At 66.9% G+C, this 14,003-nt stretch carries 13 protein-coding genes and 1 tRNA gene; 7 read left to right on the top strand and 7 right to left on the bottom strand.

What is annotated here, in order from left to right; translation table 11 throughout:
• Window positions 1-14 precede the first annotated feature (14 nt).
• Together ASE61_RS23360 and ASE61_RS23355 are read right to left on the bottom strand one after the other, a co-directional pair.
• Entirely contained in the window at window positions 15-926 is a 912-nt protein-coding gene (locus ASE61_RS23360) for an ABC transporter permease (protein WP_061971043.1), read from the bottom strand.
• Window positions 923-1,843 (bottom strand): ABC transporter permease, encoded by a 921-nt coding sequence (locus ASE61_RS23355; RefSeq protein WP_061971041.1) that lies wholly within the window; start codon window positions 1,841-1,843, stop codon window positions 923-925. Before ASE61_RS23355 ends, ASE61_RS23360 begins: the two co-directional genes overlap by 4 nt.
• A gap of 206 nt (window positions 1,844-2,049) precedes the next feature.
• Here ASE61_RS23355 and ASE61_RS23350 point away from each other — a divergent pair, with 206 nt between their 5' ends.
• The 3 genes from ASE61_RS23350 (at window position 2,050) to ASE61_RS23345 (ending at window position 3,518) form a co-directional block, all read left to right on the top strand.
• Window positions 2,050-3,006 (top strand): GntR family transcriptional regulator, encoded by a 957-nt coding sequence (locus ASE61_RS23350; RefSeq protein WP_061971035.1) that lies wholly within the window; start codon window positions 2,050-2,052, stop codon window positions 3,004-3,006.
• Between the two features lie 141 nt (window positions 3,007-3,147).
• Window positions 3,148-3,321, top strand: a complete 174-nt coding sequence (locus ASE61_RS26140) for a 2'-deoxycytidine 5'-triphosphate deaminase domain-containing protein (RefSeq protein ID WP_082617675.1) — start codon at window positions 3,148-3,150, stop codon at window positions 3,319-3,321.
• A 122-nt stretch (window positions 3,322-3,443) separates the two neighbouring features.
• Window positions 3,444-3,518 (top strand) — tRNA-Gly (locus ASE61_RS23345).
• Window positions 3,519-3,554: 36 nt separating this feature from the next.
• Here ASE61_RS23345 and ASE61_RS23340 read toward each other — a convergent pair.
• Window positions 3,555-3,779 (bottom strand): DUF4167 domain-containing protein, encoded by a 225-nt coding sequence (locus ASE61_RS23340; protein WP_061971033.1) that lies wholly within the window; start codon window positions 3,777-3,779, stop codon window positions 3,555-3,557.
• Window positions 3,780-4,350: 571 nt separating this feature from the next.
• Here ASE61_RS23340 and ASE61_RS23335 point away from each other — a divergent pair.
• The 3 genes from ASE61_RS23335 to ASE61_RS23325 all read left to right on the top strand — a co-directional run bounded on the left by ASE61_RS23335 (window position 4,351) and on the right by ASE61_RS23325 (window position 6,844).
• Window positions 4,351-4,797 carry a hypothetical protein gene (locus tag ASE61_RS23335; protein WP_156407200.1) on the top strand — a complete coding sequence of 149 codons (447 nt, stop codon included), beginning with the start codon at window positions 4,351-4,353 and terminating at the stop codon, window positions 4,795-4,797.
• 111 nt (window positions 4,798-4,908) lie between these two features.
• Entirely contained in the window at window positions 4,909-5,922 is a 1,014-nt protein-coding gene (locus tag ASE61_RS23330) for an MraY family glycosyltransferase (protein WP_061971190.1), read from the top strand.
• Window positions 5,915-6,844, top strand: coding sequence for an NAD-dependent epimerase/dehydratase family protein (locus ASE61_RS23325; RefSeq protein WP_061971030.1), 930 nt, complete (start codon window positions 5,915-5,917; stop codon window positions 6,842-6,844). Before ASE61_RS23330 ends, ASE61_RS23325 begins: the two co-directional genes overlap by 8 nt.
• Here ASE61_RS23325 and ASE61_RS23320 read toward each other — a convergent pair.
• The 3 genes from ASE61_RS23320 to ASE61_RS23310 all read right to left on the bottom strand — a co-directional run bounded on the left by ASE61_RS23320 (window position 6,768) and on the right by ASE61_RS23310 (window position 11,096).
• The gene (locus ASE61_RS23320) at window positions 6,768-8,720 is read right to left on the bottom strand and encodes a nucleoside-diphosphate sugar epimerase/dehydratase (protein WP_061971189.1); all 1,953 of its coding nucleotides are present in this window, start codon (window positions 8,718-8,720) and stop codon (window positions 6,768-6,770) included. The two genes, ASE61_RS23325 and ASE61_RS23320, sit on opposite strands and share 77 nt — an antisense overlap.
• A 123-nt stretch (window positions 8,721-8,843) precedes the next feature.
• Window positions 8,844-9,440 carry a TetR/AcrR family transcriptional regulator gene (locus tag ASE61_RS23315; RefSeq protein ID WP_061971028.1) on the bottom strand — a complete coding sequence of 199 codons (597 nt, stop codon included), beginning with the start codon at window positions 9,438-9,440 and terminating at the stop codon, window positions 8,844-8,846.
• A 174-nt stretch (window positions 9,441-9,614) separates the two neighbouring features.
• A complete protein-coding gene (locus ASE61_RS23310) occupies window positions 9,615-11,096 on the bottom strand; it encodes a cobyric acid synthase (protein WP_061971027.1) in 1,482 nt (493 codons plus the stop codon).
• Between the two features lie 307 nt (window positions 11,097-11,403).
• Between ASE61_RS23310 and ASE61_RS23305 the strand changes: the two genes are divergently transcribed.
• Complete coding sequence (locus ASE61_RS23305; protein WP_061971025.1) at window positions 11,404-12,552, top strand: aminotransferase; 1,149 nt, start codon at window positions 11,404-11,406, stop codon at window positions 12,550-12,552.
• Between the two features lie 19 nt (window positions 12,553-12,571).
• Here ASE61_RS23305 and ASE61_RS23300 read toward each other — a convergent pair whose 3' ends face one another.
• Window positions 12,572-13,894, bottom strand: a complete 1,323-nt coding sequence (locus tag ASE61_RS23300) for a hypothetical protein (protein WP_061971023.1) — start codon at window positions 13,892-13,894, stop codon at window positions 12,572-12,574.
• Between the last annotated feature and the right edge of the window lie 109 nt (window positions 13,895-14,003).

The raw sequence follows: 14,003 nt of genomic DNA, 5'->3' as shown, positions 1-14,003 counted from the left end.
TTTTTTGGGCGGCTTCAGCCGCGATTGAGCGTCGGGTCGAGTTCATCCCGCAGACCATCGCCGACCAGGTTCACGCCGACGACGAAGAGTGAGAGGAAGAGTCCTGGGAACACCGTGATCCACCAGGCGAGCGTGATGTAGTTCTGGCCGTCGTTCAGGATCGCGCCGAGCTCCGGCGTCGGCGGCTGAACGCCGAGGCCGATGAAGCCGAGCGCCGTGACCCAGAGCGCGGCGATGCCGAGCCAGGTCGTGGTCAGCACGATGATGCCTGACATCACATTGGGCAGGATGTAGCGCAGGATGATCCGCGCCTGGGAGGCGCCGGCGCAGCGCGCCGCCTCGACGTAAGGCAACCCGCGAACCTCGACCGTCGCCCCCTCGACGAGCCGTGCGAAGACCGGCACGAGGATCACCGCGATGGCGAGGACGCCGTTGACGAGACCTGGTCCGAGGATTGCCGTCACGGTGAGCGCCAGCAGGATGCCGGGGAAGGCAAGGAGGAGGTCGATGAGGCGCATGATGCCGAAGCCCACCGCCCCGCCAACATAGCCCGCGACGATCCCGACCGTGGTGCCGGCGAGTGCCCCGAGCAGGACCACGGAGAGGCTGGCGATCATCGTGGTGCGCGCGCCGATCAGAACCCGCGCCAGCAGGTCGCGGCCAAATGCATCAGTGCCCATGAGGTGGACCGCGGTGGGCGGCGAGAAGGTCGCCATCGGATCCTGCGCGACTGGATCGACCGTGATGAACAGCGGCAGGACGAAGGCGAGGAACGCCAGCATCGTGCAGATGACGAGACCGAGCGAAAGGCTGCGGTGACGAAGCGCGCGCAGCACGGCGCGGCGGCGCGACCAGCGACGGGTAGCGAGCACGGCGGGATTGGGCTCGACTGCGAAGACGGCGGGAATTTGAGCGCTATCCGTCATCGTGCGATCCGCGGATCGAGCACGGGGTAGAGGATATCGACGATGAAGTTCGACAGCGCGTAGATGAGCGCGATCATCATGATCAGCGCCTGCACCGTCATGTAGTCCTTGGCCAGGATCGCCTGGATCAGGAGGCGTCCGATGCCCGGCCGCGAGAATACAGTCTCGACGATGACCGAGCCGGAGAGGAGTTGGCCGATCTGCAGGCCGATGATGGTGAGGATCGGCAGCAGCGCATTGCGCATGACATGCCAAGCGAACAACCTGACCTCCGGCACACCCTTGGCGCGGGCGGTGGTGACGTGCTGCTGTGCCAGCGCAGTGATGACGCTGGAGCGAATGAAGCGGGCATTGAAGCCCATCGTGCCGAGAGCCAGTGTCACCGCCGGCAACACGAGGCCCTTTAGTCCGGTCCCGCCGACGACATCGAAGATCGGCCATACAACGGCGAACATCAGGATCAGCAGCAGGCCGAGCCAGAAGCTCGGGATCGACATGCAGATCAGCGCGAAGCCCATGCCGGCGGTGTCGGCTGCGCGATTGCGTCTCACTGCCGCGACGATGCCGATCGCCGAACCGAAGATCAGCGAGATCGTCAATGCCGCCAGCGTCAACTGGGCAGTCGCAGGAAAGCTGGAGGCGATCAGCGATGAGACCGTTTGCTGGTTCGCATAGGAATAGCCGAAATCACCGCGGAGCACCTGGCCGATCCAGACGAAGTACTGCTCGTGCAGCGGTCGGGTCAGGCCCAGTTGCTCACGCAGTCTCGAGATCATCTCTTTGTCGCCCGCGCCGGTGCCCAGCATGGCGATGACGGGGTCGCCAGGAATCAGGCGGATGATGAGGAAGGCTACGACAGTGATGCCGAAGGTCAGGGCTATGATCGCGACGAGGCGCTTGAGGACATAGCCGGCCATCGATCAGCCCATCCCGCCCGCTGTGGAGGACGCGGGTGCGGAGAAGGTCGGCCCTGATGCGTCGCTTCCGAACTGTACCATGATACTATAACACTCTCACGTGCGTCAGCGGCCGTCAATAAGTTCCATGTGGGACGAAACTCCTCGGATAGGCAAATGAGTGACTCGCAGCAAACGCGCCGCAGCACGTGTTGGGAAGGCAACGCATGGATTTCACGATCGACAGGTCCTTGCCGATTTCGATCCGGCAGCAGCTCAAGGGCTTGATCGAATATGCGATCGCTTGTGGCGATGCGGCACCGGGTGAGCCGTTACCCTCGGTCAGGGACTTGGCTTCTGCACTCGGCGTGGCACCGATGACCGTGAGCCAAGCTTACTCCGATCTAAAGGGGCTCGGGCTGATAGAGACCCGCGCAGGTTCGGGCACCTTCATTGCCGAAAGCGGCGGCGAGCCGTTGCACGCGCAGGAGGGCTTTGCCGCGCTGCATGGTCAGATCGACGCGTTGATCGATAAGGGTTTGTCGCTCGGGTTGCGCACCTCGGATGTTGCATCGCTGATCCATGCACGACTGGCGTCGCGGGCCCGTCTCGGCCGCCGCAAGAGCATTGCAGTGGTCGGCCTCTTCGGGCCGACAACGGCGCGCTACGCCCGTCTGATCGCGGAGCAGATCGGCCCGACAGCAACCGTCGAACCGGCGACGATGAATCAGATTCAGCAGGATTCCGCATCCCGGTCGAGGATCGCTTCGTCCGATCTCGTCGTGACCTTCGTCAACCGAAGACGCGAAGTTGCCAGCCTTTTGCCCGGCGCCCGAGTCGTTGGGATACGCTTTGTTCCTGCCGAGGAGACGCGTCGCGCGCTTGCGGCCATCGAGTCGGGGGCTCGCCTGCTGCTGGTTGCTCGCGTTCCGGAGTTCCTGCCGATCATGAAGTCGGGGGTTACCCGCTTTGCAACCTCTCTCGGGCTTCTGAATTTGACAGCAGGGAGCGCCGCCGACATCGCGTCGCTGGCGGCAGATGTGGATGCACTCGTTTATGCGTCGGGGACCGAAGACGTCTTAGCAACCATTCCGCAAATGCTGCCGACGATCGAGTATCGCCACATTCCAGACCCCGTTGATGTTCAGCGTCGGATCGCTTCACTTTTGGACCATGAAGGCTAGTTGGCCGGTGTCCGCGGCGCGACTGGCTGGCCCACCTTCGATCGGCTCATGAGTGCGTCCTCAACCGGACAATGCCTACGCCCGTAATCGGGTCAGGATTGGCCGCAAAATCGCCTCGCAAACTGGATTGCCGGAAAGCGGATGTTCCGCGTGTCCGTTAAGGGCCAAAGTTACGCGTTGGACCATTTCCCGCGCGCCGCCGGCCGTTTGGTCTTTGAGAGCATGGCGGCCCGGCCGGAGGCGCTCTACGGCGCCGATCTGAAGTCGAACTACCAGAGCCAGGCCCTGAAGCTCTCCAAGCATTTCAAGGGCTGAGGAGCCGCCTGATACGCTCCGCGCAATTGGAGCTGCCTGCGGCGATTCCCGGATGACACTGGGGCTCGGACCCGCTATGAACGCGGGCCTGCCGCGCGCTGCTTCGCCAGCGTGAAGGGCATGCGGGCGTAGTTCAGTGGTAGAACGTCAGCTTCCCAAGCTGAATGTCGTCGGTTCGATCCCGATCGCCCGCTCCAAAATCCCGATGGGCCAGGCCCTTATCTCGAAAATTTTCAGATGACCGCAGTTCCGGGCTGCGAGGTTTTGCCGTTCAACAGGCGGCGAAAGTGGTCGGCCTGCTGATAGAAGCGTTCTGCGGCGACCTTGTCGCCAGCCGCTTCGAACCCTCGGGCGAGGGTCGCGGCGCGGTCATGGCGTGCCTGCAGGTCGGAACCTGCCGGCTTCTCCGTTCGATTGCGCCGGCGGGGTGCCGGCAGCCGGGGATGTTCGAGGTGCATGGCTTTCTCCTCAGCCCATGATCCGCGCGACGATCCTGCGCAACTCCTCGCGGGAGAGGCCGCAGGGTTCGGGTTTCCAGTTCGGGGCGGATTTCGGCAGCGAAGGTCCCGAGGCCGATGGGCCAGGGGGCTGCGTCTTGTTGTGGTCGTGTCGGATTTTGCTTTTCATGTCGTTCCAGTGGCGCGCGGCGTAGCCGCGCTGCCTGTAAGGCTGCCGGGCGGAATGCCGGCGGCAGCGTGCCGCGAAGCGGCGTTCGATTGTCGAAGAGGTGGAAAGTCGGGCAACGCGCCTGTTGCGGCGGGCCAGTCGAATCACGCGATCGATCGGGCATTGTTAGCGCCTCATTGTGGCCTTTTGACGTTGCAGCCTTGACGCTCTGCCGTGACCTGGCGGCACGCAGGCCGGCGCTGCGCCGCGGTTCTCCGTCCGCGATTCCGATCCCGCTGCAATGTCGCCCCCCATCCGGGATCGAATCGTCGTTTCGCGGGTTGGTCTGCCAGATCATCGAACCGAATATCGTATTTGGTCCGATGCTTTGAGCCGCCGGTTCGGCGCAAGGAGCAGGATATGATGACGATCAGGCAGACAGCCACCACCCTCGCCGCCGTTCTGATGCTGGCTTCGCCGGCCATGGCGCAGCAGCGCTCGCTTGGCCCGGCGACGGGAACCGTGCGTCTCGAACAGGTTCAGGCGGGCTTCATCGCCTCCGGCGAGGCCGGCGGCGGGACGCTGCGTTTCCAGGGTCGCTCCTACCCGATCACGGTGGGCGGGCTCGGCATCGGCTCGATCGGCGCTTCGCGCTCGGTCGCCTCGGGTACGGTCTACGGGTTGCACCGCAGGTCCGACTTCGCGGGGGCCTATGTCCAGCTCAAGGAGGGCTGGGCCGTCGGCGCCGCCGGCCGTGGAACCACCTGGCTGCGCAACGACAAGGGCGTGACGCTCAAGCTCGCGACGCGTCGTCAGGGGCTGCAGCTCCAGCTTGGCGCCGACGGCGTTCTGATCGGCTTCAGGCAGTAGGCCAGGTGCTGCTTCGGAGAGCGGCTTCAGAGAGCCGCTTCACGCGGATAGGGCGGCGCGCCCTCTAGGCTTTTGCGCCGCCTCGACTATGGTGCGGGCACCTTGGAAAGCGTGCTTCGCCCTCTGTTGATCTGTGCTGCCGCCGCCGTTCTGGCGGCGGTCTTGTGCGTGGCGCTGCGCCCGCTCCTGCTGCGCTATGCGCTGGCACGGCCGAATGCCAGGTCCAGCCACAAGATCCCGACTCCGCAGGGCGGCGGCATCGCCGTTCTCGCCGGCGCCTTCCTCGCACTGGGGGCGGCACTCTGGCTGGTGCCGGTCGAGGGTGAAGCAACCCGCTCGGTGTTGGTGCTGGCTGTCGCCGTGACCGGCCTCGGCATCGTCGGCGCCTGGGACGATATCCGCCCGCTGCCGGCGAGCGTCAGGCTCGTTCTGCAGGCGGTCTGCGTCGGTTTCGTGCTGCTTCGCGCAGCGCCGGAGCTGCGCCTGTTTCCCGAATTCCTGTCGCTGCCGGTCGAGCGCGCCCTGGCGCTCCTGGCGGGTGTCTGGTTCGTCAACCTCGTCAATTTCATGGACGGGCTCGACTGGATCACGGTGGCCGGCATGGTGCCGCTGGCGGCGGCGCTCGCGCTCGCCGGCATGGCCGGCACGATCGATCCGGTGACCGGCTGGCTCGCCGCCGCGCTCTGCGGTGGGCTGCTTGGCTTCGCGCCGTTCAACCGGCCGGTGGCGCGGCTGTTCCTCGGCGATGTCGGCTCGCTGCCGATCGGCCTTCTCACCGCCTATCTACTCTATCGGCTGGCCGGCACCGGCGCTTTCGCCGCCGCGCTGATCCTGCCGCTCTACCACATCACGGACGCCACGATCACGCTGCTGCGGCGCCTCGCCCGCGGCGAGAAGGTTTGGGAGGCGCATCGCTCGCATTTCTACCAGCAGGCGACGACGAACGGCTTCAGCGTGCCGGGCGTGGTCGGCCGGGTCGCCCTGCTCAACCTGGCGCTTGCCGCCATCGCGGGCGTTTCGCTGATCTGGCCGGCCCTCCCGGTCCAGTTCGCCTGCCTGGCCGTCGCCGCTGTGCTCACCGGCCTGCTGCTGCGTCGCTTCGCGACAGGCCCGCGGCATGGCTGACGAGCGCGTCCTCGTCACCGGCGCGAGCGGCTTCGTCGGGCCGCATGTCGTTGCGGCGCTGGTTCGGGCCGGCTATCGCCCGCGTCTGGCCCAGCGCAGCCAGAAACCGGTTCCTGCGGGCGCGGAAGCGATCGTGACCGGCGATCTGATGTCTCCGGTCGACTGGCGCACGGCCCTGGAGGGCATCGACCATGTCGTGCACATGGCCGGCCTCGCCCATGCCGGGCCCGGGCTCGACGAGGCGCTCTACCGCCGCCTCAATACCGAGGCGACGCTGGAGCTCGCCCGCGCCGCCCGGGCAGCCGGGGTGCAGCGCTTCGTCTACCTCTCCTCGATCAAGGCGCTGACCGATGCCGTCGACGGCCCGCCCCTGCGCGAGGACATGCAGCCCGCGCCCGGTGACGCCTATGGCCGCTCCAAGCTTGCGGCTGAGCGGGGATTCGTCGAGCTCGATCTGGATTGGGTCGCCCTGCGTCCGGTCCTGATCTATGGGCTGGGCGTGAAGGCCAATATGGCGGCACTTCTCAAGCTGGCGCGCTTGCCGGTGCCGCTGCCCTTCGGTGGCTTGAAGGCGCCGCGCTCTCTGCTCGCCGTCGAGAACCTGGCCAGCGCCATCCTGTTTGCGCTGACGCCGGCCTGCCCGGCACGGCAGAGCTATGCGCTGTCCGACCCGGACCCGATCAGCGTCTCCGACATGCTGGCCGCGATGCGCGCCGGGCTCGGGCGCGGCCCGGGTCTCCTGCCCATGCCCGAAGCCTGGTTGCGCCGGCTGGCGCGTCTTGCCGGCCGCGAGGACACCTTCCTCAAGCTGGCGGGCAGCCTTGTCGCCCGGCCCGAGCGCCTGCTCAGTGCCGGCTGGCGGCCGCAGGTTGAGACGAAGGCGGCGCTGGCGCGTCTGGCCGCTTCGAGGCGCGCCGGCTGAAATCCGGGATCGCCTCGTCGAGCACGGCATGGGCCGCAGCCTGGTCATTGGCTTTCACGGCCGCCTGGAGCTGTGCCAGCCAGGCCTCGATCCTGGCGCGGCCGGCGAAGATCGGCTTGGCCGCCATCACGCCGTCGAGCCCGGTTTCCGCCATCGGCTCGTCGCGAGCGAACAGGATCTCGTTCAGCCGCTCGCCGGGCCTGACGCCGGAGACGATGATCTCGATATCCTCGCCCGGCTCGAAGCCGGCAAGGCGGATCATCCGCTCGGCCAGATCCATGATCCGCATCGGCTGACCCATCTTGAGCACGTAGACGGCGGCGCGCTCCGCTTGCGTCTCTCCGGAGCGGGCATGGGAGGCGGCGGTCAGCACGAGGTCGCAGGCCTCGCGGATCGTCATGAAATAGCGGATCATCTCGGGGCTGGTGACGGTGACCGGTCCGCCCCGGGCGATCTGCGCCTTGAATTTCGGCACCACCGAGCCGGCCGAGCCTAGCACGTTGCCGAAGCGCACCGCGACCAGCCTGATTCCGGAATCCGCGGCGAGTTCGGCATCGCGCGATTGCGCGTAGATCTCGGCGAAGCGCTTGGTCGCGCCGAGCATCGAGACGGGCTCGATCGCTTTGTCGGTCGAGATCAGCACGAAGGTCCGGGCGCCGGCGGCGACGGTCGCGTCGGTGACGTTCACCGAGCCGAAGATATTGGTCTTGATGCCCTCGCTCCAGTCGGCCTCCAGATAGGGCACGTGCTTGAGCGCAGCGGCATGGATGACGATATCGGGCCGGAAACCGGCGAAGAGCGGCATGATCCGCTCGCGGTCGCGGACATCGGCCAGCACGCCGGAGATGGCGGTGTCGGGCGCCTGCACCGAAAGCTGTTCGGTGATCTGGAACAGCGCAGGTTCCGAGCTTTCGACGACGAGCAGTTCGGCCGCGCCGAAGGCAGCGCAGCGCAGGCAGATCTCGGAACCGATCGAGCCGCCGCCGCCGGTGACGATGACGCGCTTGCCCTTCAGGAACGAGCCCAGCCTTTCACGGTCAATCGCGACGGTCGATCGGACCAGCAGGTCCTCGATCTCCAGCGGAGCGACCTCCGTATCGCGCACGCCCTCGCCCAGGCTGTCGATGCGCGAGATCGGCAGGGCGAGCTTGCGGGTCCGCGCCAGCCATTTTTCAGGCTGTGCCTCAGGCAGCAGGGCGGAAGGGGTCGCGACGATCCGGCGGTAGGCTTCGCCGTGCTCGATCGCTTCGCCCGCGACCCGCTCGATATCGCCGAGCAGCCCGAGCACCGGCACGCCGCGGATCGACTGGCCGAGATCATCGGGGCGGGGCGACAGGATGCCGGCTGGCCGGAGGCGCCGCATCGTGCCGGCTTCCATCGCGCGGATCACCATTTCGATCTCGACGCCGCGCCCGAGCAGCAGCGCCGGCAGGCACGCCTCGCGCACGGCTGAGGTCCGCGACCGCGCATATTTGAAATAGCGATAGGCGAGGCGCGGGCCGCCGAGCAGCGCGACCTGCACCAGCCAGTACAGCGCGATCGAGATCTTGCCGAAATAGAAGGCGCCGTAGAAATTCGGCGCGACCAGCACATAATCGACCACCAGCAGCGTCACGGTCAGGACGGAAACCGCCTTGACGATGTTCGAGAGGTCCGGCAGCGAGGCGAAGCGCCATTTCGAGCGGTAGAGCGAGAACAGCCAGTAGACCAGCCCGGCATAGGCCGCGAAGAAGGGCAGGAAGCGCGGCAGGTAGCGCAGGTGCTCGATGAGCTGCGCCCCTTCGAAGCGGACGACGAAGACGAGCCAGATCGCCAGCGCCGTGACCGCGAGGTCATGCAGGATGACGGCGAGCTTCTTGAGATTCTGTTTGGGCAGGATGGCCATGTCCGGGCGGTATCCCGCTCCCTCGGCGGCTTGTCAACGCGTTGGGGCATCGGCCCGAAAAGTGGGGCGCGGTTTTCGGGAAAGCCGATGCGAAATCAAAAACTAGACGATCGCTCAGCGGCCTTGGGGTCTCGCTTCCAGCGCGCTGAGCACGAAGGCGATCATCTCATCCGCGTTCGGGCCGGGAATGCACTCGCATTGCGTGATCAGCAGCGGGTGCATGAAGCGGATCATCGCGGTGCGGATGCAGCCCGTGGCATGGGCCGGCTCCATCGGCCGGAACTCGCCGCGGGCGATGCCGTCGGCGACGACACGGCGCAGCACCACGTCGAAGCGCTCGATATGGGCGATGATCGCATCCCAGCTCTCCTCCATCGCGGCGCAGACCATTTCCTGCATCCGGGCATGGCCGGCGAAGCGGGCCGCGTTCAGGCGATAGGAGGTCGCCAGGATGTCGCGCAGGCGCTCTGCGGCGGAGCGATCCTCGGCGGCGATCGTCGCGATGGCCTCCTCCTGCTCGCGCTTGTAGCGCTCGAGCACGGCCTCGTTGATCGACTTCTTGGAGTCGAAGAAGCGATAGACGTTGGCGGGGCTCATCCGCAGGGATTTGGCGATGTCCGCCACGGTCGTCTTCTGGTACCCGATATCGCGGAAGAAGCGTTCGGCGGTGTCGACGATGATCTGCCTGGTATCGCGTTCGGGGTTACTCACGGCGTCGCCGGCTGGGTTGTTTCAAACGAAGGCGGTGAAGAATTGATCGTTATGACGAATTTCATCATTCGTCAACATAATGGCGAATAAAGACTTTTGCCTTGATGTGCATCAATCCTCCCGCGAAGCTGCGTCGGGAGAACCGGCGAAGGCAGCCGAGGTTCCCGAATTCGCTTACCCAGCGGAAATACGCGTCCGGGCGAGCTTGAGCAGGGTTTCCGTGTCGAAATGGCGATCCAGATGCGCTGCGAGCGCATCGAGCGTCGCTTCGACCGCATCTTCATAGAGCAGCGCCGACGCACCTCGCTCCTTGTCGACGGCTGCCAGCCAGGCGCTGCGTACCGCGTCCGAAGCAAAGATGCCATGCAGGTAGCTGCCAACGACCCGCCCGTCCGCGCTCGCGGCACCCTCCGCGCGGCCTTCGACCCAGAAGGGCGCGCGGGCCGTGTCGAGGCCCTCGGTCCGGCCGAGATGGATCTCGTAGGCCCGGCCGTCGGTCGCGCTCGCGGCATCGACGAAATCGACTTCGCGGACGGTCTTGTCGGCGTCGAGCGTGGTTTCGACGTCGAGCAGGCCGAGGCCGGGCGCCTCTCCCGGCGGTCCCTCCAGCCCCAACGGATCGCGCACGACTCGGCCGAGCATCTGGTACCCGCCGCAGAGTCCGAGCACGCGCCCGCCGCGGCGGCGATGCGCGAGGATATCGATGTCCCAGCCTTCCCGGCGCAGCGCCGCGAGGTCGCGCAGCGTGGTCTTGGAGCCCGGCAGGATGATGAGATCGGCATCTCCCGGCAAAGGCTGGCCAGGCCCGGTCATGGCGAGGTCGACATCCGCCTCCAGCTTGAGCGGGTCGAGATCGTCGAAATTGGCGATGCCCGGCAAGACCGGCACGGCGATCCTGATCCGGGCTCCGGGCTTGCGCCCCGAGCTGATGTCGAGCCCGTCCTCGGCCGGCAGCCGGGCGGCATCGGCGAACCAGGGTACGATGCCGAGGCTGGGCCAGCTCGTGGCCCGCTCGATCGTCGCGACGCCGGGCGCGAACAGCTCGACGGCGCCCCGGAAGCGGTTGATCGCAAAAGCGCGGATCATCGCCCTGTCTTCGGCATCGAGAACCGCATGGGTCCCGATCAGGCTCGCGATGACGCCGCCGCGGTCGATATCGCCGATCAGCACGGCCGGGACGTCGGCAGCGCGGGCGAAGCCGAGATTGGCGATATCGCGGGCGCGCAGGTTCGTTTCGGCCGGCGATCCCGCGCCTTCGACGATGACGAGATCGGCGCCGTCGCTCAAGCGTGCAAAGCTGTCGAGCACCTGCGGCATGAAATCCCCGCGCCGCCCGAAATCGCGCGAGGAGAGGCGGCCGGCGACGCGGCCTTGCAGAATGATCTGGCTGCCCTGCTCGCCCTCGGGCTTGAGCAGAACCGGGTTCATGTCGGGATGCGGGGCGATCCGGGCGGCGCGGGCCTGGAGTGCCTGCGCCCGGCCGATCTCACCGGCGCCGGTCGCGGCGGCATTGTTCGACATGTTCTGCGGCTTGAACGGTCGCACCTTCAGCCCGCGATTGGCGAAGAGCCGGCACAAGCCGGCGACGATCAGCGACTTCCCGACATTGGAGCCGGTGCCGAGGATCATGATCGCGGGAGCGGGGGAGCGGGCCATGCGTCTGCTTAGCGCGGTTTGCACACGTGCGGAAAGCAGCGGCGGCGAGTGCCGCGGGAGGCTTGCACCCTCCTGACAAGGTTCGCCGGTCTTCTGCGGCATCCTGCTGCGCCAAAGGGGCGAAGTCGCAACAGGCGTCCGCCGAAGACCGGCTGAAATCCAATAGACACTGATCACTGACGAATGTCAACATTCATCATTCGCTATTTTTCGCCGGACCTTTGAAGCCGGCTGCCGACTGGATGCATGGCCCTTTACTGCGTGCTACAGCCAAGGCTCCTGCCCTTGCCGAGCCGATCCGACCGCGATGAATCCGATCCTCTCCGCCCTCCCCACCACCGTTTTCGAGGTGATGTCGCAGCTCGCCCGCGAGACCGGCGCGGTCAATCTCGGACAGGGCTTCCCGGATGATCCGGGCCCGCTCGATGTCCGCCAGAAGGCGGCTGAAGCAGTCGTCGACGGCTGGAACCAGTATCCGCCGATGATGGGCCTGCCCGAGCTGCGCGAAGCGACGGCCAAGCATTACAAGCATTGGCAGGGGCTCGATCTCGATCCGAACAGCGAGATCATGGTGACCTCGGGCGCGACGGAGGCGATCGCCGGCGCATTGATGGCTCTGATCACACCGGGCGACGAGGTCGTGCTGTTCGAGCCGATGTACGACGCCTATTTGCCGCTGGTGCGGCGCGCCGGCGGCATCCCCAAATTCGTGACGCTGACCCCGCCGCATTTCGGCCTGACCGAGGAAGCGCTGGCCAGGGCCTTCTCGCCGAAGACCAGGGTCGTGCTGTTCAACAATCCACTGAACCCGACGGCGACGATCTTCGGCAAGGCCGATCTCGACCTGCTCGCCGATTTCTGCGTCCGCCATGACGCGATCGCGATCTGCGACGAGGTCTGGGAGCATGTCGTCTTCGACGGGCACCGCCATGCTTCGGTGCTCGGACGGGCGGACATGCGCGAGCGCACCGTCAAGATCTCGTCTGCCGGCAAGATCTTCTCGCTGACCGGCTGGAAGGTCGGGCTCGTCATGGCGGCGCCGGCGATCATGCGCGTGCTATCCAAGGCGCATCAGTTTCTCACCTTCACGACGCCGCCGAACCTGCAGGCCGCGGTGGCCTTCGGTCTCGGCAAGGAGGACGGCTATTACGAGGGCATGCGCGCCGATTTCCAGCGCTCGCGCGATCGTTTCGCCGCCGGCCTGCGCGATCTCGGCTTCGCGGTGCTGCCGAGCGCCGGTACCTATTTCCTCAATGTCGACATCGCTCCGCTCGGCGAAAGCGACGACGTCGATTTCTGCCGCCGTCTGGTGACCGAGAATGGCGTCGCCGCGATTCCGGTCAGCGCCTTCTATGCCGAGGGCGCGGTCAAGAACGTCGTCCGCTTCTGCTTTGCCAAGCGCGACGCGACGCTCGATGCCGCGCTGGAGCGGCTGGCGGCGCGCCGCCCGCGCTGAGGGCAGAGGATCGGCTGAATCAGCCGGCGATCAGTTTGGTCGCGATCGCGCCGGCGGCCCCGAGCCGCTTCTGCAGATCAGCGGCGACCGCGGTGCCGTTCGCGGCCTGTCGAGCGGCTTCGGTTGCCGCCATCAACTGGGCGAGCGCCTGCTGGGCCAGGGGCTTGTCCTTGTTGCGGCGCGCGAGCTGGAGCATGGCTTCGGCCTGGTTGGCCCGTGTCTGCGCCCAGAGCAGCGGCGCGCGCTCCTGGCGATATTCCTCCAGCGCGGCGGCGAAGGCGGCGATCGCCTCCTCGATCACGACGGGCTCGCTGTAGCGCTCGCCCATCGAGGCCAGCACGCCGCCCATCTGGTTCTGGAGCTCGGCCCAGCGCATGGGATCGCGGCTGCGATCGATCGCCTGGGAGACGCGGTTGAGCCCGTTGAAGGCGCGTTCGAGCAGGGCGAGGTCGCTGCGGCGTCCGCCGAGCGTGGCGCGCGCACGCGAAATCATGTGCTCCGCTTCGAGCCAGCGGGCCTCGTCGTCGCTGCGCTTCCAGACCGCGAGCGCCGTGGCGTAGGTCGCGACCGCCTCCTCGAGCAGGTTGTCGTCCTTCTGTGAAATGCCGAGATTCACGGCGAGCCGGCCGAAACGCAGCTTCAGGGCGCGCCAGAGCGCCGGCGCCTCGTCATGGCGCAGATCCTCCAGCCCGGCCCGGCAATGGACGAGAGCCTCGTTGAGCAGCTTGCTGTCGCCGCTGAGTCCGGCGAGCCTGTCGAGCGCGGTGGCCAGCGCTTCCTGAGCTCCGGCGAAGGCGACGGTATCGCTCAGGCTGTCCAGCCCTTCGAGCAATCGGCGCAGGGTGGCTATGGCGGCGTCATAGCCCTCGCGTCCGCCGAAATCCTCGCTGATCCGGGCCATGGCTTTCGCCTGGTCCAGTGCGGCGTCGCGGCTGCGGTCGATAGCGGCGAGGCCGATCAGGGCGGAGGCCTCGCCATAGCGGGCGGCGGCTTCGCGATAGGCCTCGGCCGTCGTGCGCAGGAAGCTGAGCGCGGCCCGGTCGGCGCGGTTCTCGCCGATCAGCAGCCGGCGTTCGAGCGGCAGAGCCGACAGGTCGGTGGAGCCGCCGATGGCATGCAGTTCGGCTTCGGCGAGGCTCTTGTCGGCTTCGGCGAAGCGGCCCGTGGCGATGGCGCCTGCCGCCTCGCTCCGCAGCCGCCGAATCTCCGCGTCGCCCAGCGGCGTCGCAAGGCGCTTCACCAACGCAGCAAAGTCGGCTGCCTTGCGGTCGAGCAGGTTTTCGCTCGGCGGGCTGGAGCCGGGACGGCGCAGCCAATCCGCGATCATCGCTGCCAGAGCCATTGGCGCGATGCCGCTGCGCCCGGCGACGCGGGCGAGAAGCGGAGCGATCTGGTCGGTCTGGCTGATGGTTGCCTCCCCGCTCCGGTCCGGTGAAAGGGAACGCCGCGCG

It is taken from the genome of Allobosea sp. Root670 (genome assembly GCF_001429415.1).
GTDB lineage: Bacteria > Pseudomonadota > Alphaproteobacteria > Rhizobiales > Beijerinckiaceae > Allobosea > Allobosea robiniae.
The sequence above is the reverse complement of the archived record's forward strand: the minus strand, read 5'-3'. Positions and strand labels throughout refer to the sequence as shown.

Excerpts from the sequence above, each read along its gene's own strand:
- ASE61_RS23335 (WP_156407200.1), top strand. The coding sequence starts at position 4,351 with ATGACGATCAGGCAGACAGCCACCACCCTCGCCGCCGTTCTGATGCTG.
- ASE61_RS26140 (WP_082617675.1), top strand. The coding sequence starts at position 3,148 with ATGTTCCGCGTGTCCGTTAAGGGCCAAAGTTACGCGTTGGACCATTTC.
- ASE61_RS23300 (WP_061971023.1), bottom strand. The coding sequence starts at position 13,894 with ATGGCTCTGGCAGCGATGATCGCGGATTGGCTGCGCCGTCCCGGCTCC.
- ASE61_RS23310 (WP_061971027.1), bottom strand. The coding sequence starts at position 11,096 with ATGGCCCGCTCCCCCGCTCCCGCGATCATGATCCTCGGCACCGGCTCC.
- ASE61_RS23305 (WP_061971025.1), top strand. The coding sequence starts at position 11,404 with ATGAATCCGATCCTCTCCGCCCTCCCCACCACCGTTTTCGAGGTGATG.
- ASE61_RS23360 (WP_061971043.1), bottom strand. The coding sequence starts at position 926 with ATGACGGATAGCGCTCAAATTCCCGCCGTCTTCGCAGTCGAGCCCAAT.
- ASE61_RS23325 (WP_061971030.1), top strand. The coding sequence starts at position 5,915 with ATGGCTGACGAGCGCGTCCTCGTCACCGGCGCGAGCGGCTTCGTCGGG.
- ASE61_RS23350 (WP_061971035.1), top strand. The coding sequence starts at position 2,050 with ATGGATTTCACGATCGACAGGTCCTTGCCGATTTCGATCCGGCAGCAG.
- ASE61_RS23355 (WP_061971041.1), bottom strand. The coding sequence starts at position 1,843 with ATGGCCGGCTATGTCCTCAAGCGCCTCGTCGCGATCATAGCCCTGACC.
- ASE61_RS23340 (WP_061971033.1), bottom strand. The coding sequence starts at position 3,779 with ATGCACCTCGAACATCCCCGGCTGCCGGCACCCCGCCGGCGCAATCGA.